Source organism: Anaerostipes sp. 494a (genome assembly GCF_001940315.1).
In the GTDB taxonomy this organism is placed as follows: Bacteria; Bacillota; Clostridia; order Lachnospirales; family Lachnospiraceae; genus Anaerostipes; species Anaerostipes faecalis.
This window is the reverse complement of record NZ_MJIF01000001.1, coordinates 2308232-2330955: the sequence shown is the minus strand read 5'-3', so window position 1 is coordinate 2330955 and position 22724 is coordinate 2308232. Positions and strand designations below refer to the sequence as shown.

The window sequence follows — 22724 nt, the reverse complement described above, 5'->3', positions numbered from 1 at the left end:
CTTATTTCACCCCGTTTCTTTTTTTCATTGCTTCCACTAATCCACCGGCATTGATGATTTCCATCAGATTATCCGGAAGAGAATGAATCTCATATGTTTCACCGTTATGTACAATTTTTTCTCCAAGGGTTACATCAATGGTATCTCCCTCTTTTACTGCATCCTGAATCTTGTCATTTTCAATTAAAAGCAACCCGTTATTAATGGAATTGCGGAAAAAGATTCTGGCAAATGACTTTGCAATGACACATTTAATTTTCAGTGCCTTGATGATTTCTGGTGCCTGTTCTCTGGAAGATCCGCATCCAAAGTTTTTCCCTGCAACAATAATGTCTCCTTCACCAATCTGTCCTGCAAGTTCCGGACGAAGTGGTGAAAATCCATACTGTTTCATATCTTCTACTGTCGGAAGTGCCAGATATTCTGTAGGAATAATAATATCCGTATCAATATCATCACCCAGCACCCAGACTTTACCTGTAAACTGTTCCATATTAAACTTCCTTTTCTATATAAAATATTCCTATGCGCCTACAATAGTTCCTGCAATTGCTGACGCTGTTACTGTTGCTGCTGATCCAAGATATACAAAGGAATCCGGATGTCCTGCACGTCCTTTAAAGTTTCTGGTTCCGGTAGATATTAATACTTCTCCTTCTCCAATAACCCCCTGACAGCTTCCCCAGCAGACACTGCAGTTACAGTTCATCACCATAGCTCCTGATTCCATGAAAATATCAATGAGTCCTTCTTCTAATGCCTGTAAATATACTTCATTTGATGCCGGTGCAATAATAAATCTTACATGGTCATTAACTTTTTTACCTTTTAAGATTTCTGCGGCAACACGCAGTTCTTCAATTCGCCCATTGTTACAGGAACCTAAAAATGCCTCATCGATTTTGACATCCTGCACTTCACCAACAGGAACTACATCATCAATCTGATGAGGTCTTGCAACTACCGGTTCAATCTCATCAAGATTAATATGATATACTTTTTCAAATTCCGCATCATCATCACTGACAAACAGATTATCTGCTTTTCGTCCGCGACTTTCAATATACTCCACTACTTTTTCATCTGGCTCTACAATACCGGTTTTTGCTCCTGCTTCCACTGCCAGATTACAGAGTACCAGACGTTCATCAATATCAAGATTATGAGCACCTTCACCTGCAAACTCCATAACTTTATAGTTGCAGCCATTTGCTCCAACCATTCCGATAATGGAAAGCATCAGATCGCGGGCATATACTCCCTCTTTTAATTTACCTGTCAATTCAAAACGAATGGTTTCAGGCACCAGTACCCAGGATTGTCCTGTTACCATGGCATACAGGAAATCTGTACATCCAATTCCAGTTCCAAAAGCTCCCAGTGCTCCATATGTACATGTATGAGAATCGGCACCCATAATAAATTCTCCAGGACATACGTGGTTTTCAACCATGATCTGATGACAGACACCTTTTCCTTCATACAGCTTAATATCATGTTCTTTGGCAAAATTACGCATTTTACGATGAGCTGCTGCTGTCTTGGGATTCTCAGCCGGTACATTATGGTCCATAATAAACACCAGTTTATCTTTATCCGCAATACGAGGATTTTTCAGCTGATTATGATACATATCAATGGTCAGATGTGTTGTTCCGTCATTACTCATAAGACGATCCACTTCAATGGTATGAATTTCTCCTGCTTTCACCTGATCAACCTTTGCAGCACGTGCAATAATTTTTTCTCCAATGGTCATTCCCATATTTATGCTTCCTCCTTATTCAAAAAACTGATCAATCCACCATTATCTAAAATATTCTGCATATATGGTGGTAATTTTGTACAAGGAAGTGTCTCCTTATCCAGTTCTATTAATCCTTTAGTCAAGTCAATTTCTATCTGGTCCTGATCTTCCACTTTATCATACAGATCTTTGCTTATAATGACCGGCAGCCCGATATTAATTGAATTTCTATAAAAAATTCGTGCAAAAGATTTAGCAACAACTGCTTTCACACCCAGTGCTTTTAATACACTTGGTGCCTGTTCTCTGGAAGAACCACATCCAAAATTCTCTCCTGCAACAACAATATCCCCTTCCTTCACTTTTTTTGCAAAATCTTTGTCAATTGATTCAAAAGTATACACTTTCATTTCTTCAATATTTGGCAAAAGTAAATACTGGGATGCAATAATCTGGTCAGTATCTACATCATTATGAAACTTAAAAACCTGTCCCATAACATTTCCTCCTTTTAAAGTCTTATTATTTTTTATCTTCTACAGATACGGCTGAACGTATTCTGTATATTATTCCATATAGTTTTGTACAAAGATGACGTACTGGTATCATATGAACCCATATATGTTCAAAAAACTCCCACCAGAAATCTCCTGGTTCTATCCATTTTCCTTTTCTCTTTACTTTCGTGACGATTCCAAATACACAGTTCTGATCCACAGGTCCTTCTATCTGTGTTTGTGCATCACCAATTATAAACAGATTACCCTTCTTATCAATATGATGGATTCTATGCATCACATATGCGCCGTTAGGTCTCTGATAAAAAACCATATTACCTCTCTTTAATGGCTTTTCTGGCTTTTCAAATATAATATAATCCCTGTGATGAATCAAAAAGGGACTCATACTGCTGCCACTAATCAGTAGATTTACAGATTTTCCTTGCTGTATCAATTCCCTTAATACCGGAATCAGTTTCTCATTATCAACTATTTTCATCATTCAATTACTCAACTATCATATCATGTTCTTTTAAAGCATTTATAAATCCATCAACATCAGCCTCTGCTGTCTTCTGATCAACTTCAAATTCATCCAGGATCATTTTAACCAGCTGTTCTCTGGTTCCTGCTTCGTCCAGATTTTTCCAGATAAAGGCTGCGACTTCATTTAATGTGATCAGCCCATTAAATTGCTGGGTTGCCTGACCGGTTGGTACCAAAACAACTTCACCTGCAATATCTCTAAGCATAAAATCAGAATTTCGTTTCATTTTTTCCTCCTAAAATACCCTTATTTAAATACACCTCATTCTATTCTACTCTAAAATCAACAGAAAAGGAAGAAGTATTTCTCTTCCTCCTTTTTCTCTATCTCTTATTTCTTTTTCTGAATCATAACTGTGTTGTCCTTATCTTATCATACCTTATGTTAAAACACAAAAAGAGCCACGATAAAATGGCTCTTCTTTGCAAAAAATTTACTCTTCACCTTATGACTTACAGTCAAATGCCGGGTTAAAGGCATAGAAGTTTTTAGAATCCAAATGTTCCTGAACTCTGCGAAGTGCTTCACCAAAACGCTGGAAATGCACAACCTCCCGCTGTCTTAAAAAGGCAATAGGATCTCTCACATCAGGATCTTTAATCAGGCGAAGCAGATTGTCATACGTTGTCCGTGCCTTTTGTTCCGCAGCAAGATCTTCACTTAAGTCTGTAATCGGATCACCAACAGACTGAAACATAGAAGCACTAAACGGCTCTCCACTGGCTGCCTGAGGCCATACTCCTGTAGTATGATCCACATAATACTGGTCAAATCCTCCTGCAACAATTTGCTCTGGTGTTAAATCGCTGGTCAGCTGATGAACAATGGTAGAAACAATTTCCAGATGTGCCAGTTCTTCTGTTCCAATATCAGTAAGGACTCCACAAACCTCTTTATACGGCATAGCAAAACGCTGTGATAAATATCTCATAGAGGCTCCCAGTTCTCCATTAGGGCCTCCATACTGAGTAATGATAACTTTTGCCAGCTGTGGATTGTTCTGTTTAATATTTACCGGATACTCCAGTCTTTTCTCATAATTCCACATCTCAACATCCCTCCTTCATCCATGGCCATTTTGTCGTTGCCCAGGTAAACGTATCTGTAATTTCTGCTGAATCAATGGTTAAAGGTTCAAAATATTGGGAATACTCTTTTAAAGCCTTATTTCTTGCACTTTGATACTTTTGAAACTGAAGGATTGCTTCCTGATCATCCGGATGAGTATCTAAATACATAGTAGTATCAATCAGGGCGAAACTGACTGCATCAATATAATTCAGTAATTTTTTCTGATCATATTTATTCATCGACGACAGGCTCCTTTCCCATAAAATGGCTTATTTAGTTCAGGAAAAATAGTTCCATATCTCAATCCTTCTTCTGGACAATAAATCTGGTTCCAATGCTGCCACGGTACATACTGCATTGCAACGACCATAGAATCAACACCGGCATGACGATGACTCCATCTTCCGTGGTTTCTTATAGGTGTATCATATTCACATCTTGGTTCCATAGAACGCTCTCTCTGACAAGAACAGTTCTGCCCCATATATTTTTCCACAAACATTCTCCTTTCTTCTCTGTACTAACAGTTTATGTGAACAATAACAGAATGTGCAGATTCCAATAAGAAGATACTATGGAAAAAAAGACAAGTTTTTCAAAAAAAGAGGACGAATTTTTTCGTCCTCAGTATTATTTATTCATTTTTACTTAATTGTTTTGCTTCCTCAAATTCTTTCTGTATGACTTCATCCGGTTCTTCTGTACAAAGACTTACCACAATAATAAAGATTGATGAAACTATAAACGCAGGAAGCAGACAATAAATTTCAAAAATACCGCCCAGTTTTGCAAAGGTCATTGGCCAGATAAATGCCAGAATACCTCCGCTGAGCATTCCTGCAACAGCACCTTTCAGATTGGTACGTTTCCAGAATAATGAAAATAAAACCAGTGGTCCAAAGGCACCACCAAAACCTGCCCATGCATTTTCCACCAGTCCGAATACAGAACTGTTTTCATCCATAGCAATGATAACACCAACAATAGCAATGACAATTGTCGTGATTCTTGACACAACTAAAATATGTTTTTCTGTAGCATTATTTTTGAAACGTCCCTGGAATAAATCCTTTGATACACAGGAAGATGCAATCAGCAGCTGTGAATCTGATGTACTCATAGTTGCTGCAAGAATTCCTGATAAAATAATACCAGCTAAAAACAATGGAAGCAGTCCTTTAAATAAATGTGTTGTCATATAAATAAAGATTCTCTGATTTCCAGAACCAGCCAGTTCTTCTACATTAGGATATAATGCAGCTCCTGTAAATCCGATGCATACTGCAACTGTCAGAGAAATGACAACCCATGTCATTGCAATATTTCTTGATTTCTTCATCTCTTCAGGATTACGGATTGCCATAAATCTTACAAGAACATGTGGAACTCCAAAATATCCAAGTCCCCATGCCAATCCGGAAAGAATAGGAATAACTCCCTGTGATACTGCATGTCCAGTGGCCGGATCATGGTATTTCATCACATCAAAAAATCCTTCCAGCCCTTTTCCATATTCAATAACATGTCCTACACCGCCGACCGCTGAAACACCAACAGCCAAAACAATTACAATTGCAAAAGACATTAATAATCCCTGAATAAAGTCCGTTGTACTGGCTGCTAAAAATCCTCCCAGTGATGTATAAAGGACAATAACAATAGCACAAACAATCATACTTGCCTGATAATTCAATCCAAATACAGAGTTAAATAATGTACCGCATGCTGCAAATCCTGATGCTGTATATACAGTGAAAAATACCAGAATCATAATAGCCGCAATACTGCTTAAGATCTTTTTGTCATCCTTAAAACGATTACTGAAAAAATCCGGTAATGTGATGGAATTCTCAGAAACTTCTGTATAATGGCGAAGACGTTTTGCTACAATCTTCCAGTTTAAATAAGTTCCCAGGATCAGTCCAATAGCAGTCCATCCGGCCTGACTGAATCCTGTTGCATAAGCAAGTCCAGGAAGTCCCATCAAAAGCCAGCTGCTCATATCAGATGCCTCTGCACTCATGGCTGTTACCCACGGTCCCAGACCTCTTCCTCCTAGGAAATAATCCTCTGATGTCTTATTTTTCTTACTAAATACAACACCAATTCCTACAACTAGTGCCATATATAATATCATGGCAATTAAAATAGGTATTTTCATAGTCTCTCTCCTCTTCTGTCTATTATTTTATATGTAAGAAACCAAGTCATCTCTGACTTGGTTAAAATAATGATATCAATTATAGCACAATAAAGTGTAAAAGTGCAAGATTATTCCAATTGTATGGAATACCGAATTTATAAATTATTATAAAACTGTTTTTAATTTTGCTACTGTCTTCCTGCCCCTTTTACTATTTAAATCCCGATAGTCAAAGAATAAAAATCCATCTGCACCTTTTCCGCGTCCGTATAATACCTGCTTCTTCAAAACACTGGTATCATATCTCCATTCTTTTTTTTCTCTTGGATTTTCTCCTGTGTAATACCCCGCTCGATATACGGCAATTCCAATGTAAAGTTTTACCTTTTTACTTTTTGCCGCATTAATCCATTGATCGGTCATTTTATCAAATTTTGCTGTTGGATGTTTAAATCCCCAGTAAATCTGCGGACATATATAGTCTACATACTTTGTAGAATTCAACCAGCGATAGATATCAACATAATAAGAATACTTGCTAGTCAGATTATCGATATTTCCTGCAGGACTGATGCCATAAGTCACATTCGGATTAATTTTTTTGATAGCAGCTTTCATCTGACTGACCAGACTATTTACCTGTGCACGACGATATGCATAGATACTTTTTCCACTCTTCTTATAAGAAGATTCTTCGTATTCTTTTGCATCAAATGCAGTTTTAACGTTTTGTTTGGTAAAAAACGGATAAAAGTAATCATCCATATGAATACCATCAACATCATAGTTCTGTACGATTTCCTTTACTCCGTTAATAATCAGGTCCTTTACTGCTTTTTTGGAAGGATTATAATAAAGACTTCCTCCGTATGAAAGAACATTTCTCTTTGTTGATTTCTCAGCATGCCATATCCTTGCCGGATTATTTTTTGATAATCTTTTGTAATTTGTGGAATCATTTGTCACACGATATGGATTCACCCATGCCTCAATCTTCATATCATTTTGATGAGCCACTGATACCATAATCTTTAGTGGATCAAATCCCGGACTTTTCCCTTGTTTCCCGGATATATATTTTGACCATGGAAAATATTCTGACTTATAGATAGCATCTCCAAAAGGTCTCACCTGAACAATAATATGATTCATTCCAAGATTTTTCCCTTTTTTTACCACTCCAGTAAAATAAGATCGAAAGTTTGATGCTGTGCATTTTTTATATTTTACACGATAAGCATCGTAATCATAAAAAGAAAACCAAAATCCTTTATATTCTTCATAAGCTACAGTTGTTTCTACAGGAGCAGCTGTTGTAGTTGTTTCTACAGCCGTTGTTTCCTCTGTACCAGCTGCTTCAATTACTGTCTGGCTGCAAAGATCTACAAACAGAGCACTGACTAACAGCAATACTGTCAAACGGATTTTCCCTATTCTCATCATATAACCCCTCTATATTTAATTAAATCTTTGAAACTATAATGTCTAAATCCAATGAAAATGCTCACATGCTTTCTTTATTCCATCATTTACATTGGTATCTGTCACATAACTTGCAACATCTTTCAGATCCTGACATCCATTTCCCATAGCAATAGAAAACCATTCCGGACAAAACATATCCATATCATTGTAATCATCGCCAAATACCACAACATCTTTAATATCTGCATTTAGATGTTTCATCATATTGATAATTCCACCTCTTTTATTATCCGGCTGAAACATCAGATATTCTGGTTCAAATCGAAGATGTCCTACTAACTCTTTTGTTGTAAGTTTTTCTTCTTCTTCTTTTGGAATTGCCACATATACTTTGAAATATTTTTCTACAGCTTCCAGATCCAGCTGATCATCAATAATATATCTAGTTGGTTCTTTTCTTTTACCAACCTGACGAAGAAACAAATCATCTTTCATATATACATCTCTGGTATCATCTGAAACAATACACCATCCATATCCCAGTTCTTCTGCCTGATTAGCAATCTTTATACACCCTTCCTTATCCAGAGGAATGTTTTCAACAAATTCATTGTCAATTACATAGCCGTTTCCACCATTACAAACCATATTTTTAAATCCATAGGCCTTAGTGAATTTTTCTGCTTTATAATGAGCTCGTCCTGTGGCAATAGCAACAAAATGCCCATTTGCTTCAAGTTTTCTTAAAGTTTCCAGTGCACTTGGTACAACCTCATTGGTTGACCTGTCAGTTAAAGTTCCATCGATGTCAAAAAAGAAATATTTTTTTTCCATAATGTGTCCCTTTCTTGATAATAAATATATTTTATTTGATTTGCAAACTATTTAACTGGTCATAAAATGTAGGATAAGATACATCTACACATTCTGCATCTTCAATAATTGTTTCTCCATCTGCATTTATTCCTGCTATGGAAAAAGTCATAGCGATTCTGTGATCATATTTACAATGGATACTTGCACCATGAAGTTTATTTCCTCCACGAATAATCATTCCGTCATCCGTTGCTGTTGCATCAACACCCATTTTTACAAGATTATCTACAGTTAATGCAATTCTGTCAGACTCTTTTACTTTTAATTCAGCAGCATCCTTAATGACAGTTTCTCCATCCGCAAAAGCTGCCAGCAATGCAATAACCGGAATCTCATCGATTAAAGTAGGGATTACTTCCCCGCCAATAACTGTTCCTTTCAGATGACTGGTTTTTACAATAATATCTGCCGTTGGTTCTCCACCATTGTCCACAATGTTCTCCAATGTGATATCTGCTCCCATATCTCTGCATACACGAAGAATACCATCTCTAGTCGGATTAATTCCAACATTTTTTAAGCATATATGTGAATTTGGAGTAATCAGTCCGGCAACAATAAAAAATGTTGCGGATGAAATATCCCCTGGAACAGTAATATCCGTAGCATACATTTCATCTGGAGGTGTAATGGTTGCCGTTGTACCCTCTGAATCTACCTGAACTCCAAAAGAACGAAGCATTAATTCTGTATGATTTCTTGAAAGTACCGGTTCTGTCACACTTGTCTTTCCATCTGCATAAAGTCCTGCTAATAATGCACAGGACTTTACCTGTGCTGAAGCAACTGGCGATTCATAATGAATTCCTTTTAATTTTCCACCACAGATATGCAATGGAGCACATCCATTTCCATTAACGCTTTCAATATCTGCTCCCATCATTTTCAGCGGATTCATGATTCGCTTCATTGGCCGTTTATTTAATGATGCGTCTCCAGACAGTGTTACCTGGAAATCCTGTCCGGCAAGAATCCCGGAAATCAGACGAGTTGTTGTTCCACTGTTCCCTACATCTAAAATTTCCTCTGGCTGTTTTAACCCATGAAGCCCATTACCATAAACTGTTACATCAGTTCCATTCTGCTCAATCTCTACTCCCATTTTTCTAAAGCAGTCGATGGTTGCCAGACAATCAGCGCCTGACAAAAAATTACTGATATGGGTTGTTCCTTTTGCAAGGGATCCAAACATAACCGCACGGTGACTAATCGACTTATCTCCTGGAATTGATAATTCTCCCTGAAGTCCGTTTACTCTTGTAAGTTTCATCTGTTATTTCCTCTCATATACTATATAATTTTTGTCTCTTAAAATTTCTTTTGCTCTTTTTGCTGATTTATCATCATACAGCATAATTTTCAGAACACCTTCTTCAAATTCTCTGTTATGGATAATACCAATATTTTTTATACTGATATTATTCAGCGCAAGTAATGTAGTCGTAGTAGATAATGTTCCCGGTTCATCTGGAATATCAACAAAGATTTCATATGATTTTTCCATAAGACCTACTGCACTATCCGGTACAGAATCCCGATATTCCCCTGCCTCTTTAAAATATGTATTTAAATAGTCATGATTTTCTTCATCTAATGCCTCAATTATCTCCTCCAGATGATCTTTGGCCTGAAGAAGTAACATTTTGATATTTTTCTTATTTGAAAGGGAAATCTGTTCCCAAACCACCGGAGAAGAAGATGCTATACGAGTAATATCTTTAAATCCTCCAGCTGCCAGCTGCTTTAATATTCCATTATCTGTATCCATATTCTTTACAAGATGAACCAGTTCAGCTGCAATTATATGAGGTACATGACTGATTGCAGCAGTAAATGCATCATGCTGATTATAATCAAGTAAAATCGTAAGTGCGCCTAACTCCTCAATAAAACTGGTAAATTCTTTAACTTTTTCTTCATTTACTTTTTTTGTTGGAGTTATAAAATAATATGCGTTCTCCACCAAACGGTCTGAGCTGAAAGAAAAGCCTGCTTTTTCTGATCCCACCATAGGATGACCTCCAATAAAGCATTCTTCCATCTGAAGTTCTTCAACCTTTTTATGTATTTCTCCTTTTACACTTCCCACATCTGTAATAATACAATTACTTGAAATGGCATTCTTCAGTCCCTGTAAATACATTATATTATATTGTACCGGAGCGCACAAAAAAACATAATTACAATCCTTAAAATCATTTTCATTTCCATCCGATATCTGATCAACAATACCGTCCTTCAATGCTTCTTTTAAAGTTTCTTTATCTTCATCGAATCCTATAATCTTATAATTAGGAAAGACTCGTTTTATTCCTTTGGCTATTGAGCCTCCAATCAAGCCCAGACCAATAAAACCAATCGTAAAATTATTGTCTGTTTTCATCATTTTTCTCCTTAAACTCTTCTTTTCATTTTACCGTTACATATTTGAAAAGTCAACAATTTCCCACTTTAAAGCAGAAAAGTAAAAAATCAAAAAAAATTGTATTGAATGGAGTCAAAAAATGATTTATGATAAATATGGATTATACTTAATTAGATTATATAAAGGAGCATGTCATGTTTGAGAAAGCCGTTATTTTTGCTACAGATGCCCATACTGGACAAAAAAGAAAAGGAACTCATCTTCCTTTTATCATCCATCCTTTGGAAGTAGCCTCAATCGTTGCCGCAATGACAAAGGATGAAGATATGATGTGTGCCGCTGTTCTCCACGATGTTGTAGAAGATTGTGAAGACGTATCAATAGAAGATATCCGAAAAGAATTCGGAGACAAAATTGCTTCTTATGTTGAGCAGGAAAGTGAAGATAAAAGTAAAACATGGGTAGAACGCAAAGGTCGAACCATTGAATTTCTAAAAAATGAAGCTTCTTTAAATTCCAAAATTCTGGCCATGGGGGATAAGCTTGCTAATATCCGTGCAATTTCCCGTGATTACAAATCTATAGGAGAAGAACTTTGGCAACGATTTAATATGAAAGACAAGGACATGCAAGGATGGTACTATAAAAGTTTAATTGACGGCTTTGAGGATTTAAAAGAATTTCATCAATATACTGAATATTGTTACCTTGTAGAACAGGTTTTTGGAAAAAAAAGGACTGATTAAACCATATCAGCCCTTTCTTTTTTCATTTCTTTCATCAATCATTCTATAAAACCAATGATGGCAATTCTGACATATTGTTAATTACATAATCTGCTCCTGCTTTAAGGAAAGAATCTTTTACCTTCTGACAAAGATTATTTTTTTCATCTTCTGACAGATTATTATATTCTTCTTCAGAGAGACCCATTTCTGAACTTCCCTCAATCACACCAACTGATATAACTCCTGCATTAATTCCTTCTTTTATATCTGAAATCGTATCTCCTACTTTAACAACATTTTTTACAGAAGTAACATCTAAAGCTTCCATATTTTTGAAAATCATATATGGATAAGGACGTCCTTTTGAATCTACAGAATCCGGACTGAACCATGCATCCGGCTCATAGCCATTGGCTTTTGCGGTCTTTGTCACAATTTCCATCATCTCGTCTGTATAACCGGTAGTAGACCCGATTTTTATCCCATTGGCACGAAGTTCTCTTACTGCTTCCAGTACATAAGGTTTAACATCTACAAACAGATTCAGTACTCCAAATAACTTTTCCTCATAAACTTTGTACATGGCCTGTACATCATCTTCATTTGACGGTCGACCATATCTCTCCTGCCATAAATTCTGTATACGTTCCATTTTGAGCATTGTTCGAATATGTTCAATTTTTAACATTCCCATAGGTTCTCGGACTTCTTCCATAGTTGGTTTCACTCCGAATTCCTCAAACACTTCTGAAAAAGCCTGTACAGGTGCAAAACATCCATAATCGATAGTTGTTCCTGCCCAGTCAAATATTACTGCTTCTATTTTATTATCCATTCTTCTTATCCTCCAGAAATTCTTTCATAATGTCACAAAGAGCATCCACATCTTCTTTATATATTTCTCCAATATTTCCTATACGAAATGTTGCTGCTTCTGTAACCTTTCCAGGATAAATGGCATATCCTCTTTTCTTGATATAATCATACATTTCTTCAAACGTAAAATCAGCATTTTCAGGAAACAAAAATGTTGTTATGATCGGACCTTGTTGTTCTTCTTTGATATAGGTTTCCAGGCCCATTTCTTTAAATCTACGAATGATTTCCCGGTTATTATCATAATAACGTTTGGAACGTGCTGCGATTCCCCCCTCCTGTTCCAGTTCCTCCATTGCTTTTGCAAATGCAAGCACTGTATGCGTAGGAGATGTAAATCTCCATTTTCCATCCTTATCCATAGTTTCCCACTGGTCATACAAATCTAAAGAAAGACTTCTTGCCTGCCCTTTGGTTTTCATCAAAGCATTTTTCCTGGCGATAATAAATGAAAATCCCGGAACTCCCTGGATACATTTGTTAGCACTGCTGATCAGAAAATCAATTCCAAGATCCTGCACTTTAATGTCAACACCGGCAAAACTACTCATGGCATCAATAATCATGGTACGGTTTTTCTGTTTTACGACTCTTGTTACTTCCCCAATATTATTTAAAATACCAGATGTTGTTTCACTATGTACCATGGATACATGGGTGATGGACATATCCTGATCAAGAATTCTCCCAATTTCTTCAGCATCAGGCACCTTATCATAATCCTGATGATAAATAACATAAGATAATCCTGCATGCTTTGCAATATCCTCCATACGCTCTCCGTATGCTCCATTTGCAACAATCAGAAGTTTATCCTCCAAACCTACTGCACTTGTTAACACAGACTCCACGCCAAAAGTTCCACTTCCCTGCATAAGAATAACGGTATAATCATCTTCATTTGCATGGGCAAGCTTTAAAAGTCCGCTCCGGATATTCAAAGTGATTTTTTTATAATCATCATCCCATGTGCAATGATCAAACATCATTTCTTTTTTCACAGTATCCGTTGTGGTTAACGGACCTGGTGTTAATAATTTATAATTCATACTTTATTTCCCCATTGCTTTTTCTGATAACTGCTGATGCTGTTTCAATAAATCTAATGTTAATTTTTCTTTGAATTCTTTTGGATTACCTGATTTCTGTTCTGCATCTTCTTTTTCTCCATTGTATAATGGCACCGGATAGTATTTAATAAGTTCTAATCTGCCGTTTTTAATAATACATTCTGCCATTTCCATTGCAAGTTTACTCTTATTATTATCGTCTTTATCAACGACTGCTACAGATTCTGTTAATGTAAAGTTTCCTTCTGTTGGATCAACATAATCAATTGGAAGTCCATCTTTTTTGTCCGCAACTGCCTGCTGTCTTAATCCAAATCCAATTGCCACTTCTCCGGCTCTTACTTTTTTGATTGGACCGGAACCTGAATCTTCAATATGATCTCCAGCATTCTCATAAATATTCTTTAAAATGTTCTGAGCTTCCTCCTCTCCATATTCAGAAACAAGTCCCTGAATCAGCAGCCATGCTGTAGAAGATGCTTTTACGTCTGTCACAGAAATAAATCCTTTATAGACAGGCTTTGCCAGATCTTTGATAGATTTTGGTGCTGGAAGTTTATTTTCTTTCATAACTTCTGTATTCAGTATTAAAGTTCCTTCCTGTGCAGTAATTGGAGATTCGTACTTTTCAAATTTATTTTCATTCTGAAGATTTCTGTCAAAAGAAAGATCTTTAAACATTTTATTTTTATCCTGTGCACTTTCTACATAAAAAGTACTCATAGTAATCATATCCGCTTCTATCTTTTTCCCCTCTGCAATTAGTTTTCCTCCAAGTTCTGATGTACCAAAGGTCTGGAATACATATTTCCCTTTATATCCGTTTCCATCCAGCGCTTTTTTCATTGATTCCACAGCTTCGTCATCTGCATTTGAGTAAATAACTACTTTTTCATCTGCCTTTTTTGAACTGCATCCAGTCACTGCCAGACCAGTTGTAGCCATCAATCCTGCCATTAGGGCAATAGACACTTTTTTCATAAATTTTCTCATTTTTCTTCTCCTTTATAATTTGTTTTTTTATTTGCCAACCATTGGAATAAATATTTCGCAATGATATTGGTTATCAGAATTAATATAGATAAAACAAAGACTTCATTAAATTTGTTATAATACTGCAGCTCTTTGATTTTTGTTGTAATTACCATAGTATGTGCTCCTGCAAGAAAGATAACTGCACTGATGGTTACCATGGCATTTACAAAGTAATAACTAAACACTTCAAGAATAGTTCCAAAAGCATTTGGCGTTACAATACGAATGACGGTTTTCAGCCATGTATCACCCATAAGCATTGCCGTTGTTTCCCATGATGCATTCATTTTTGATAAAGAATTCTTTACCATCAGATATGGTGTTGAAAAATAATGAACCACATTACACACAATTAAAATAATGAATGTTCCCTGAAGATTTGTTCCGCTAAACGTCAATAAAAATGCAATACCAAGAACCATTCCAGGAATCGTATTAATTACCAGAGCTATTGCTTCTATAACACTCTTTAATTTATCATTTAATGTACTTCTTGCTGTAATCAAAGCAGCTCCATAGCTTAAAAGAACTCCCACAACCGCTGTGGCTGCTGCCACAAATAAAGAATTTGTATATACTCCAATTAAGTTAGGATCCTCAAATACAGCTGTTACATGCTCCATACTGAAACTTAATCGATACGGCCATTCCTCAACAAATGGAATCACAAATATAACTGCAAAAACAGATAATATAGCAAGCATAATACATGCACTGATTACTCCAAATATTCCATCACGCATCAGATTCTTCTTAATCTCTACAGAAGAAATTTTATTGTAACGAATGTTATATTTCTCCAGCCATTTTAAAATAAGAATACTTATCACTGACGGCATCAGCATAACAATTGCCACCACTGCTCCACGATTAAAATCCGGAATACTTCCAAGCATCTCCTGATAAAGAATACCTGCAATAGTATCCACCTTTCCTCCAACAGAAGCCGGAATACCAAAATCTGTAAAACTTAAAAAGAACGACTGTATCATTGAAGTTGCCAAAGTTCCAAGCAACGGCCTTAGTACAGAAATATTGAAATTTGCTATCGCGCTATCTCCCATTAGTCTGGATACCACACTGAACTTTTTATCAATATATCCCATAGTGTTATAAATCAGCATAAATGCTGTCGGAATCGTATAGATTACGTAACCGAGAGTCAATCCCGGAAATCCATACATATAAATTTCATGTCCAAAGATTTTTGTCAGAAGACCTTGTTTTCCAAAAGAATAAATAATGGCAAATCCATAGGTAATCGTTGGAAGCAGCATGGGAAGTAATGCTATCCAGTGAACGATTTTTTTCCAAAATCCCGGCACTCTCGTATAATAAATGGTATATGCCAGTATAAAAGCCAGAATCGTTGTAATAAGAGAGCTTAGTAATGATACCGTCAGACTGTTTCTCAAGGCCCTTATAAAACCTGTTCCGCTAAGAATATCTTTAAAATATTTAAGCGTAAAAGAACCTTCTCCTAAAAAAGCCTGATTTAAAAGTTTAAAGAACGGCACTGCCAGAAACATAAGGAAAACCAGCATTATAATGGTATATATCAGCTTAATCTCTATATTTTTTCTATTTTTCATCCTTCTATCCTAATCAATATTTCATCTCTTTTATCAAGAAACTAGAATATCCCTTTCCATCTTGCCTTCATTTCCACCAAACAAATTAAAGATATTATTTTTCTTTATTCTCAACTGATTTAAAATAAATTTTTCCACAAATTCATTTTCAGGTTCATTTATAATTTTCTCCGGCTCTCCAAATTGAGCAATTTTTCCTTCATTTACTATCAATACACGGTCAGATAATGTCAACGCTTCTTCCGGATCATGTGTAACAATGATAGTTGTCAGATGATATTCTTTCGCTATTGTCTTGATACGATCTTTTATAGACTCTTTAATAACACCATCCAACGCACTCAATGGTTCATCCAGCAAAAGAATTTTAGGTTTCATAACCATTGTTCTTGCAAGTGCAACTCTCTGTTTCTGTCCTCCAGAAAGCTGTTCTATTTTCTTTGATAAATGTTCTCTTAATCCAAGCAGGTTTATTAAATCCTTTACTTCCTCTTTTGTTGAAATATCAGGTTTATTTCTCAATCCATAAGTAATATTCTTATAAACATTCAGATTAGGAAATAATGCATAATCCTGAAATACAATATTAAATCCTCTCTTCTCCATTGGAAGATTTGTCATATCTTCACCGTTATAAATGATTTTTCCACTGTCTGCATCTGTTATCCCGAGAATCAGATTTAATAACGTTGTTTTTCCACATCCAGATGGACCTAATATAGAGACAATCTCTCCATCCTGGATTTCCAGATTAATCCCATCTAATACTACTGTCTGGTCATATGATTTTTTTATATTCTCCAGTTTTAACATAAAATGAAACTCCTTTTTTTGATCAATCAGATTTAACCTTCTGGTTTTGTCTTGAAACATGGATGATTATAGCAACCGATTTTCCCTTAAACTATCATAAAAAAATAAAAACCATGTAAAGAGAATGTAAATCTTTACATGGTTTTTACTCTGCTAAATTGTAGTAAAATTACAAAATTCTAATGTTCTAAATAAGCTTTATCGCTTATTATCTTACTGCTTCTGTCAAGTTTCTGTGAATAAGTTTCATAACGTGATATCAACAATCCCATATAAATCATATCAACCAGTAAAAGCTGGCTTGTTCTCGAAAAAATAGCATCTCCATAGAACATTTGATCCTGACTGGTACAAATCAGAAGATCTGCATATTTACTAATTGCAGAATCTTTAAAATTAGTTATTACAATAGTTGTTGCTCCACTCTTTTTAGCAATCTTCATAACCTCAATAGTGTCCGCAGAACAGCCGGAATAAGAAATTCCAATAGCCACATCTTCCTTTGTCAGATTGCTGGCACAAATTCTCTGATGATAGTCATCATCCATATGTCTGCAGTTTAATCCAAGATATAATAATTTTGTCAGCAAATCTCGTGCTGTCACATTGGAATTTTCCACACCATAAATATCAATGATTCTTGCCTCATTCAAAACTTCTATAACTTTTTTATAAGTTTTTATAGATATATTTTTTAAGTTTTCTTCCATCATATTTGTTGTTGTCATGAAAATCTTTCTTGGAATATCTTCCAGTCGGTCATCTGGATTTAATGAATATCCATACATGGGCTGAGGTAGCTTCGGCTCCTGTTTTCGAGCTGTTTCTACAGTCAACGCATGGCGAAATTCTTTAAATCCCTGAAATCCAAGGGCTTTAAGCAGCCTTAAAATAGTTGGCTGACTCACATTGCATTCTTTCGCCAGTTTATGTAAGGATTGACCAGGAATTTCATCTATATTTTCCAGAATATAATCTGCCGCCTTTTGTTCTGATGCCCTCAAGTCTCCATATTTCGTTTCTATCAATATCTTAATACTGATTTCCATTATATTTCTCCTGTAATTTTTCTACAAAAAATTAAAATATTTTTTTAATAATACCGCGTTTTTATTTTAGCATATACAGTAATATTCCTAACGGACAACTATGTTAAATGTTTGTAAAACTATATTCTATACTCTTTTATCATGATCACCATTGCTATTAGAAGTAATATGCTACATAAAAAAACAGATGTATTCCCTATTACTCCAGTCATATATCCTCCAATGGCAGCACCTAAAATAAAAAATACAATAATTCCATAGTACCGATATCCCTTTATCAGATAATCTTTATTTTTTGTTTCCAGGTATTGGAACAGAGATTCTGTTCCACTTCTAAGATTCCCTGTACACATGGTACTGGCAAAGGGATGTCCGTGTACTCTACGAAAAGTTTCAACTTGCATTGAGCATACAAAAGAAATTAATACATTGGCAATAACGTTCAATTTCCCCAAAGGTATAAAACCTACCAGCGTTATCAATATGATTTCCAGCAAAATAATTCTTTGTCTCCAATGTATTTTATGTTCTTCTTTAAACAGTTTTTTTACTATTTCTACCAGAATAACGCCAAATGCAAATGCAAGGATTGGAATAAAATAATAAAAAGCCTTTTGCAGATTTCCTTTTTGTAGATATACACCGAACAATACAATGTTCCCTGTCTGGGCATTGGCAAAAACATTTCCTCGAAGCAGGTAACTGTATGCATCTAAAAATCCACCTACGATTGCCAATAAGGCTGTCAGAAGAAAACTTTCCGACATCTGGAGTCGTTGTTCCTCCATTAGAAATTCACTTCCCTTCCTGACAAATAAAATGCTGTCATAAGACGTATCATATCATCTAAGTCTTTACTTCCTGCCATCTCATATGACGAATGCATCGCCAGCTGCGGCAGTCCAATATCTGCTGAACGCATAGATACCTGTCCAGTTGAAATATTTCCAAGAGTTGAACCTCCCGGCATATCTGAACGGTTAAAAAATGTCTGATATGGAATATTTTCCTTTTGACAAAGATATTTTACTACTGCAGCAGACTGTCCATCTGTTGTGTATTTCTGAGCAGCATTGAATTTTAATAAGATTCCTTCATTTAAATACGGGCGATTGGAAGGATCTGTCTTATTTGTATAATTAGGATGAACTGCATGTCCATTATCTGCAGATAACATAAAACTGTCTGCAATTGCCATTAAATATTCTTCCTGATCTTTTCCTGTCGCATAACATATTCTTTGAAGAACTTCCGGTAGAAATGTAGAACCTGCTCCCTGTTTTGTACCACTTCCTACTTCTTCATTATCAAAAATACAGCACATGGTTACATAATCTTCTGATTTAGACTCAAGAAATGCCTGAAGGGATGCAAATGCACATTCCAAATCATCCAGTTTCGGAGATGCAATAAACTCTTCATCAGCTCCAAGAACAGTCCCACTCATACGATTATATAAAAATAAATCATAAGACAAAATATCATCTCTTGAAACATCTGTATTTTCTGCAATTAATTTCAGCAGTGTCCCCTCTTCCAAATTTCCTCCAAATAAAGGCAGTAAATCCACCTGTGGATTTAATTCTTTTTTATCTATGCCTCTCATCATATGAATTGCCAGATGTGGGATCATCAATAAATCCCGGTCAATATTTACCAAATGACTTTTCAATTTCCCGTTCTCGTTGACGATGATACGGCCTGCTACAGATAACGGTCTGTCAAACCATGTATCTAAAAGCATCCCACCATATTTTTCTGTATTTAACTTTGTATAGTGTTTTTCTACTTTTATCTCAGCATTTTCTTTGATCCGAAAAGTCGGAGCATCACTGTGACTGGCAATCAAGTGAAATCCGGAAAAATTCTTTTTGGGAATCCTGAAAGCAAGAATAGAACTGTCATTTCTCGTAACAAAATACCTGTTTCCCTCCTGAAGATTCCAATGATCTTTTTCTGATAATTCCTCAAAGCCTTGTGCACATAGTTGTTTCTTTACATTTTCTATTACATGAAAACAGCTGGGGCTTTTTCTGATAAATTCAAGCAGACAATCTACATTATGATTCATAAAAACACCTCCCATTATCGTCTTTCTATCAAGAATAACACAATCCTTCAAGACTTTCAAAAATCCTGAGAATATTTTTCTACATATTCTCAGGATTTTTCCTATACATTTTTATTTTACATATCAATTAACTTTAATATTTCTTCCTTAGAAACTGCCATACGAATTTTTTCAATCTTTTCTATATCAGAACAGGTAATTGCAAGTTTTGCTAAAATGTCTAAATGTTCTCCATCAACTCCTGCAATTCCTATAATAACATAAGCTGTTTTATTTTTTCCAAAGGATACTCCATCTGGGACTTGAATCAATGCAATTCCTGATGATTTTATATACTTCTCAGAACCTCCAACCCCATGCGGAATAGCCACTCCATTTCCGATATATACGGAAAATTTTTCTTCTCTCTCCAACATGGCATCTATATATTCTGGTTGAATATGTCCTCGATTCAAAAGCAGTTTCCCTGTTTCTTCAATAACTTCTTTTTTATCGCTGAATTTTGCACCTAACACGATACTATCTTTATCAAAAATATTGCTCACAGCCATTCCTTTCTGAACTTACCGAACCAAAGCTCCCTGTTCTTCCATTACTTTCTTCATATCCTGCGAAATATGATTATCTGTAATAATCACATCAAATTCAGAAATTTTAGCAAAAGAACATACGGTTTTTGTCCCAATTTTACTGCTATCACATAACAAATATTTTCGGTTACCAATTTTCATCATTTCCCGCTTTATTTCAGCATTATCAAGATTCGGAGTAGTTGCCCCTTTTGCAACGGATAACGCATTGGTCGTCATAAAAACTTTATCCACGGAAAAATCTTGCAATGCTCGTATTCCCATTCCGCCAACTGTACATTCAAAAGAAGTTCGAACTCGTCCTCCTAAAAGAATCAAATGTATTTCTGGAAATTTCTGAAGCTTTAAAGCAACCTGAAGGTCATTGGTAATAACCGTTAAATTTCTCACATCACTTAATAATGCTGCCAGCTCTAAAACTGTAGTCCCACTGTCTAGTAATATGGTATCTCCATCCTGGATTTCCTCACGGGCCTTCTTTGCAATCTGTTCTTTTTCGCTTTTATTTTTCTCCTTTCGAGAAGAAATGGAGTCTTCTCCAAAAACAGGATCTTCTCTTACAATCGCTCCACCATGAGTTCTGGAAAGTAACCCTTTCTGCTCAAGCTCTGTCAGGTCAATCCGAATCGTTGTTCCACTGACTCCAAATTCCTGTATCAATTCTGTATTGCTAACCCGTCGGTTTTTTTTCAACAATTCTAAGATTTTTTCCTGTCTTTCTTCCGCAAACATCGCATTTTCTCCTTTAAAAGATATCTTTAAAAAAAATTATATCTCATTCCTGAATTTCTGTAAATGAATGCGATTAAATTTTATTTTCTAGCTGCCTTTATTTTCTCAATAATCACATCATACTGTTCTCCTGCAAGGAAGTTATCTACAGAGAAATGTACAGCATTTGGTCTTACATCTTTTGCTCTTTGAGTTAATGATTCATGAGTTACTACAATATCTACATCTTCCGGCAAATCAGGAATAGCTACATTTTTCACCTCAATATCATCAAATCCTGCTTCCTTTATTTTATTTTTGAGAATAGATGCTCCCATGGCACTAGAACCCATTCCCGCATCACATGCAACGAATACTTTTTTGATTACCTTATTTTTCAAATCAACTGCTGTTTCTACTACTTTACTTGTTCCTTCTTCTTTCATAGAATCTTTCTTATCCACTGCATCATCATAGTCATCTCCACCTTTGGAAACCTTTAGAATAAGAGATCCTACAACAAATGATACTGCCGTAGATAACAACATACCTGCGATGATTGGAATATAATCAGATTTTGGAGCAACTGCTAATACTGAAAAATAACTTCCTGGAGATGCTGTTGCAACCAATCCACAGTTAAATGTCTGGAATACGAAGTTACCAGATACTGCACCACAGATGGATGCGAGAATCATCTGAGGTTTCATTAAGATAAATGGAAAATATGGCTCATGAATTCCACCAAATGCATGGATAATTGCTACACCTGGTGCTGTTCTCTTAGCTGTTCCTGTTCCAAAGAAGCTATATGCCAACAGTACACCAACACCTGGACCTGGATTTGGTTCCAAAATGAACAAAATAGATTTTCCAGCTTTGGCTGCTTGTGTAATACCAATCGGTGATAAAATCCCATGATTAATTGCATTATTTAAAAACAATACTTTTGCCGGCTCAATAAATACATTTGCAAACGGTGTTAAACCTTTTGCAATAATCCAGTTTACACCTCCAGATAGAACCGCATTTAATGCCTGTACCAATGGTCCAATTCCAAAATATGCGGCTAATACCAAGAAAATTCCAAGAATTCCACAGGAAAAATTATTTACAATCATTTCAAATCCTGGCTTAATTCTTCCCTCAAATAGTTTATCCACCTGCTTCATACACAATGCTGCAACTGGACCCATAATCATAGCACCCATAAACATTGGGATATCTGAGCCTACAATGACACCCATAGTAGCTGCTGCACCAATGACTCCTCCACGATCACCGTAGAAATTCTTTCCTCCCGTATATCCAATTAAAATCGGTAGTAAATAAGTTAACATTGGTGAAATTAATTTAGCAATTTTTGCATTTGGTGCCCATCCTGTCTCTAAGAAAATTGCTGTAATTAATCCCCATGTGATAAATGCGCCAATATTTGGCATTACCATGCCGCTTAGCACACCTCCAAATTTTTGGATTTTTGCACGAAATCCTGTACTACTGTTTCCCATAGTT

At 35.8% G+C, this 22724-nt stretch carries 25 protein-coding genes; 1 reads left to right on the top strand and 24 read right to left on the bottom strand.

The annotated features are described in order from the left end of the window. Position 1 precedes the first annotated feature (1 nt). The 13 genes from BHF70_RS11655 to BHF70_RS11595 all read right to left on the bottom strand — a co-directional run bounded on the left by BHF70_RS11655 (position 2) and on the right by BHF70_RS11595 (position 10692). On the bottom strand, positions 2–493 hold the full coding sequence (locus BHF70_RS11655) for a LeuD/DmdB family oxidoreductase small subunit (RefSeq protein WP_075760380.1): 492 nt from the start codon (positions 491–493) through the stop codon (positions 2–4). Between the two features lie 30 nt (positions 494–523). Beyond that, positions 524–1765 (bottom strand): 3-isopropylmalate dehydratase large subunit, encoded by a 1242-nt coding sequence (locus BHF70_RS11650; protein WP_075760379.1) that lies wholly within the window; start codon positions 1763–1765, stop codon positions 524–526. 2 nt (positions 1766–1767) lie between these two features. Then, positions 1768–2244, bottom strand: a complete 477-nt coding sequence (locus BHF70_RS11645; RefSeq protein ID WP_075760378.1) for a 3-isopropylmalate dehydratase small subunit — start codon at positions 2242–2244, stop codon at positions 1768–1770. Between the two features lie 25 nt (positions 2245–2269). Beyond that, positions 2270–2749, bottom strand: coding sequence for a S24/S26 family peptidase (locus BHF70_RS11640; RefSeq protein ID WP_230973597.1), 480 nt, complete (start codon positions 2747–2749; stop codon positions 2270–2272). Positions 2750–2753: 4 nt separating this feature from the next. Next, complete coding sequence (locus BHF70_RS11635) at positions 2754–3020, bottom strand: PqqD family protein (protein ID WP_075760377.1); 267 nt, start codon at positions 3018–3020, stop codon at positions 2754–2756. Between the two features lie 219 nt (positions 3021–3239). Beyond that, complete coding sequence (locus tag BHF70_RS11630; protein WP_075760376.1) at positions 3240–3842, bottom strand: manganese catalase family protein; 603 nt, start codon at positions 3840–3842, stop codon at positions 3240–3242. A gap of 1 nt (position 3843) precedes the next feature. Further along, positions 3844–4104, bottom strand: coding sequence for a spore coat protein CotJB (locus BHF70_RS11625; protein ID WP_075760375.1), 261 nt, complete (start codon positions 4102–4104; stop codon positions 3844–3846). Further along, positions 4101–4361, bottom strand: coding sequence for a spore coat associated protein CotJA (locus BHF70_RS11620; RefSeq protein ID WP_242946363.1), 261 nt, complete (start codon positions 4359–4361; stop codon positions 4101–4103). Before BHF70_RS11620 ends, BHF70_RS11625 begins: the two co-directional genes overlap by 4 nt. 138 nt (positions 4362–4499) lie before the next feature. Beyond that, positions 4500–6026, bottom strand: coding sequence for a sodium/proline symporter PutP (gene putP / locus BHF70_RS11615; RefSeq protein WP_075760374.1), 1527 nt, complete (start codon positions 6024–6026; stop codon positions 4500–4502). A gap of 147 nt (positions 6027–6173) precedes the next feature. Then, a complete protein-coding gene (locus BHF70_RS11610) occupies positions 6174–7451 on the bottom strand; it encodes a glycoside hydrolase family 10 protein (protein WP_075760373.1) in 1278 nt (425 codons plus the stop codon). A 42-nt stretch (positions 7452–7493) separates the two neighbouring features. Next, entirely contained in the window at positions 7494–8267 is a 774-nt protein-coding gene (locus BHF70_RS11605) for an HAD family hydrolase (protein WP_075760372.1), read from the bottom strand. Between the two features lie 31 nt (positions 8268–8298). Further along, the gene (aroA, locus tag BHF70_RS11600) at positions 8299–9579 is read right to left on the bottom strand and encodes a 3-phosphoshikimate 1-carboxyvinyltransferase (RefSeq protein ID WP_075760371.1); all 1281 of its coding nucleotides are present in this window, start codon (positions 9577–9579) and stop codon (positions 8299–8301) included. 3 nt (positions 9580–9582) lie between these two features. Beyond that, positions 9583–10692, bottom strand: a complete 1110-nt coding sequence (locus BHF70_RS11595; protein ID WP_075760370.1) for a prephenate dehydrogenase/arogenate dehydrogenase family protein — start codon at positions 10690–10692, stop codon at positions 9583–9585. Positions 10693–10868: 176 nt separating this feature from the next. Between BHF70_RS11595 and BHF70_RS11590 the strand changes: the two genes are divergently transcribed. Continuing rightward, complete coding sequence (locus BHF70_RS11590) at positions 10869–11420, top strand: HD domain-containing protein (RefSeq protein WP_075760369.1); 552 nt, start codon at positions 10869–10871, stop codon at positions 11418–11420. 43 nt (positions 11421–11463) lie between these two features. Here BHF70_RS11590 and phnX read toward each other — a convergent pair whose 3' ends face one another. From phnX to BHF70_RS11535, 11 genes are all read right to left on the bottom strand, one after another. Continuing rightward, positions 11464–12237 (bottom strand): phosphonoacetaldehyde hydrolase, encoded by a 774-nt coding sequence (gene phnX / locus BHF70_RS11585; RefSeq protein WP_075760368.1) that lies wholly within the window; start codon positions 12235–12237, stop codon positions 11464–11466. Beyond that, on the bottom strand, positions 12230–13327 hold the full coding sequence (locus BHF70_RS11580; RefSeq protein ID WP_075760367.1) for a 2-aminoethylphosphonate--pyruvate transaminase: 1098 nt from the start codon (positions 13325–13327) through the stop codon (positions 12230–12232). The genes phnX and BHF70_RS11580 overlap by 8 nt, the downstream gene beginning before the upstream one ends. A gap of 3 nt (positions 13328–13330) precedes the next feature. Further along, positions 13331–14341 carry an extracellular solute-binding protein gene (locus BHF70_RS11575; protein WP_192846108.1) on the bottom strand — a complete coding sequence of 337 codons (1011 nt, stop codon included), beginning with the start codon at positions 14339–14341 and terminating at the stop codon, positions 13331–13333. Then, positions 14338–15975 (bottom strand): ABC transporter permease subunit, encoded by a 1638-nt coding sequence (locus tag BHF70_RS11570; protein WP_075760366.1) that lies wholly within the window; start codon positions 15973–15975, stop codon positions 14338–14340. The genes BHF70_RS11575 and BHF70_RS11570 overlap by 4 nt, the downstream gene beginning before the upstream one ends. 33 nt (positions 15976–16008) lie before the next feature. Continuing rightward, positions 16009–16788: an ABC transporter ATP-binding protein gene (locus tag BHF70_RS11565; RefSeq protein WP_075760365.1), complete on the bottom strand. Its 780-nt coding sequence runs from the start codon at positions 16786–16788 to the stop codon at positions 16009–16011. A 179-nt stretch (positions 16789–16967) separates the two neighbouring features. Continuing rightward, positions 16968–17837, bottom strand: a complete 870-nt coding sequence (locus BHF70_RS11560) for a MurR/RpiR family transcriptional regulator (RefSeq protein WP_075760364.1) — start codon at positions 17835–17837, stop codon at positions 16968–16970. Positions 17838–17956: 119 nt separating this feature from the next. Continuing rightward, complete coding sequence (locus BHF70_RS11555) at positions 17957–18625, bottom strand: YoaK family protein (protein WP_075760363.1); 669 nt, start codon at positions 18623–18625, stop codon at positions 17957–17959. Next, entirely contained in the window at positions 18625–19908 is a 1284-nt protein-coding gene (locus BHF70_RS11550) for a M18 family aminopeptidase (protein ID WP_075760362.1), read from the bottom strand. The genes BHF70_RS11555 and BHF70_RS11550 overlap by 1 nt, the downstream gene beginning before the upstream one ends. A gap of 116 nt (positions 19909–20024) precedes the next feature. Continuing rightward, the gene (locus BHF70_RS11545) at positions 20025–20453 is read right to left on the bottom strand and encodes a PTS sugar transporter subunit IIA (protein WP_083638515.1); all 429 of its coding nucleotides are present in this window, start codon (positions 20451–20453) and stop codon (positions 20025–20027) included. 18 nt (positions 20454–20471) lie between these two features. Then, positions 20472–21230 (bottom strand): DeoR/GlpR family DNA-binding transcription regulator, encoded by a 759-nt coding sequence (locus BHF70_RS11540; RefSeq protein WP_075760360.1) that lies wholly within the window; start codon positions 21228–21230, stop codon positions 20472–20474. Between the two features lie 80 nt (positions 21231–21310). Next, positions 21311–22720 carry a PTS mannitol transporter subunit IICB gene (locus tag BHF70_RS11535; protein WP_075760359.1) on the bottom strand — a complete coding sequence of 470 codons (1410 nt, stop codon included), beginning with the start codon at positions 22718–22720 and terminating at the stop codon, positions 21311–21313. Positions 22721–22724: the final 4 nt, after the last annotated feature.

Coding starts and splice junctions, on each gene's coding strand:
- BHF70_RS11575 (WP_192846108.1), bottom strand. CDS start 14,341: ATGAGAAAATTTATGAAAAAAGTGTCTATTGCCCTAATGGCAGGATTG.
- BHF70_RS11630 (WP_075760376.1), bottom strand. CDS start 3,842: ATGTGGAATTATGAGAAAAGACTGGAGTATCCGGTAAATATTAAACAG.
- putP (WP_075760374.1), bottom strand. CDS start 6,026: ATGAAAATACCTATTTTAATTGCCATGATATTATATATGGCACTAGTT.
- BHF70_RS11570 (WP_075760366.1), bottom strand. CDS start 15,975: ATGAAAAATAGAAAAAATATAGAGATTAAGCTGATATATACCATTATA.
- BHF70_RS11565 (WP_075760365.1), bottom strand. CDS start 16,788: ATGTTAAAACTGGAGAATATAAAAAAATCATATGACCAGACAGTAGTA.
- BHF70_RS11645 (WP_075760378.1), bottom strand. CDS start 2,244: ATGGGACAGGTTTTTAAGTTTCATAATGATGTAGATACTGACCAGATT.
- BHF70_RS11635 (WP_075760377.1), bottom strand. CDS start 3,020: ATGAAACGAAATTCTGATTTTATGCTTAGAGATATTGCAGGTGAAGTT.
- BHF70_RS11560 (WP_075760364.1), bottom strand. CDS start 17,837: ATGGAAATCAGTATTAAGATATTGATAGAAACGAAATATGGAGACTTG.
- phnX (WP_075760368.1), bottom strand. CDS start 12,237: ATGGATAATAAAATAGAAGCAGTAATATTTGACTGGGCAGGAACAACT.
- BHF70_RS11625 (WP_075760375.1), bottom strand. CDS start 4,104: ATGAATAAATATGATCAGAAAAAATTACTGAATTATATTGATGCAGTC.
- aroA (WP_075760371.1), bottom strand. CDS start 9,579: ATGAAACTTACAAGAGTAAACGGACTTCAGGGAGAATTATCAATTCCA.
- BHF70_RS11650 (WP_075760379.1), bottom strand. CDS start 1,765: ATGGGAATGACCATTGGAGAAAAAATTATTGCACGTGCTGCAAAGGTT.
- BHF70_RS11605 (WP_075760372.1), bottom strand. CDS start 8,267: ATGGAAAAAAAATATTTCTTTTTTGACATCGATGGAACTTTAACTGAC.
- BHF70_RS11655 (WP_075760380.1), bottom strand. CDS start 493: ATGGAACAGTTTACAGGTAAAGTCTGGGTGCTGGGTGATGATATTGAT.
- BHF70_RS11610 (WP_075760373.1), bottom strand. CDS start 7,451: ATGATGAGAATAGGGAAAATCCGTTTGACAGTATTGCTGTTAGTCAGT.
- BHF70_RS11590 (WP_075760369.1), top strand. CDS start 10,869: ATGTTTGAGAAAGCCGTTATTTTTGCTACAGATGCCCATACTGGACAA.
- BHF70_RS11595 (WP_075760370.1), bottom strand. CDS start 10,692: ATGAAAACAGACAATAATTTTACGATTGGTTTTATTGGTCTGGGCTTG.
- BHF70_RS11640 (WP_230973597.1), bottom strand. CDS start 2,749: ATGATGAAAATAGTTGATAATGAGAAACTGATTCCGGTATTAAGGGAA.
- BHF70_RS11540 (WP_075760360.1), bottom strand. CDS start 21,230: ATGTTTGCGGAAGAAAGACAGGAAAAAATCTTAGAATTGTTGAAAAAA.
- BHF70_RS11535 (WP_075760359.1), bottom strand. CDS start 22,720: ATGGGAAACAGTAGTACAGGATTTCGTGCAAAAATCCAAAAATTTGGA.
- BHF70_RS11580 (WP_075760367.1), bottom strand. CDS start 13,327: ATGAATTATAAATTATTAACACCAGGTCCGTTAACCACAACGGATACT.
- BHF70_RS11550 (WP_075760362.1), bottom strand. CDS start 19,908: ATGAATCATAATGTAGATTGTCTGCTTGAATTTATCAGAAAAAGCCCC.
- BHF70_RS11555 (WP_075760363.1), bottom strand. CDS start 18,625: ATGGAGGAACAACGACTCCAGATGTCGGAAAGTTTTCTTCTGACAGCC.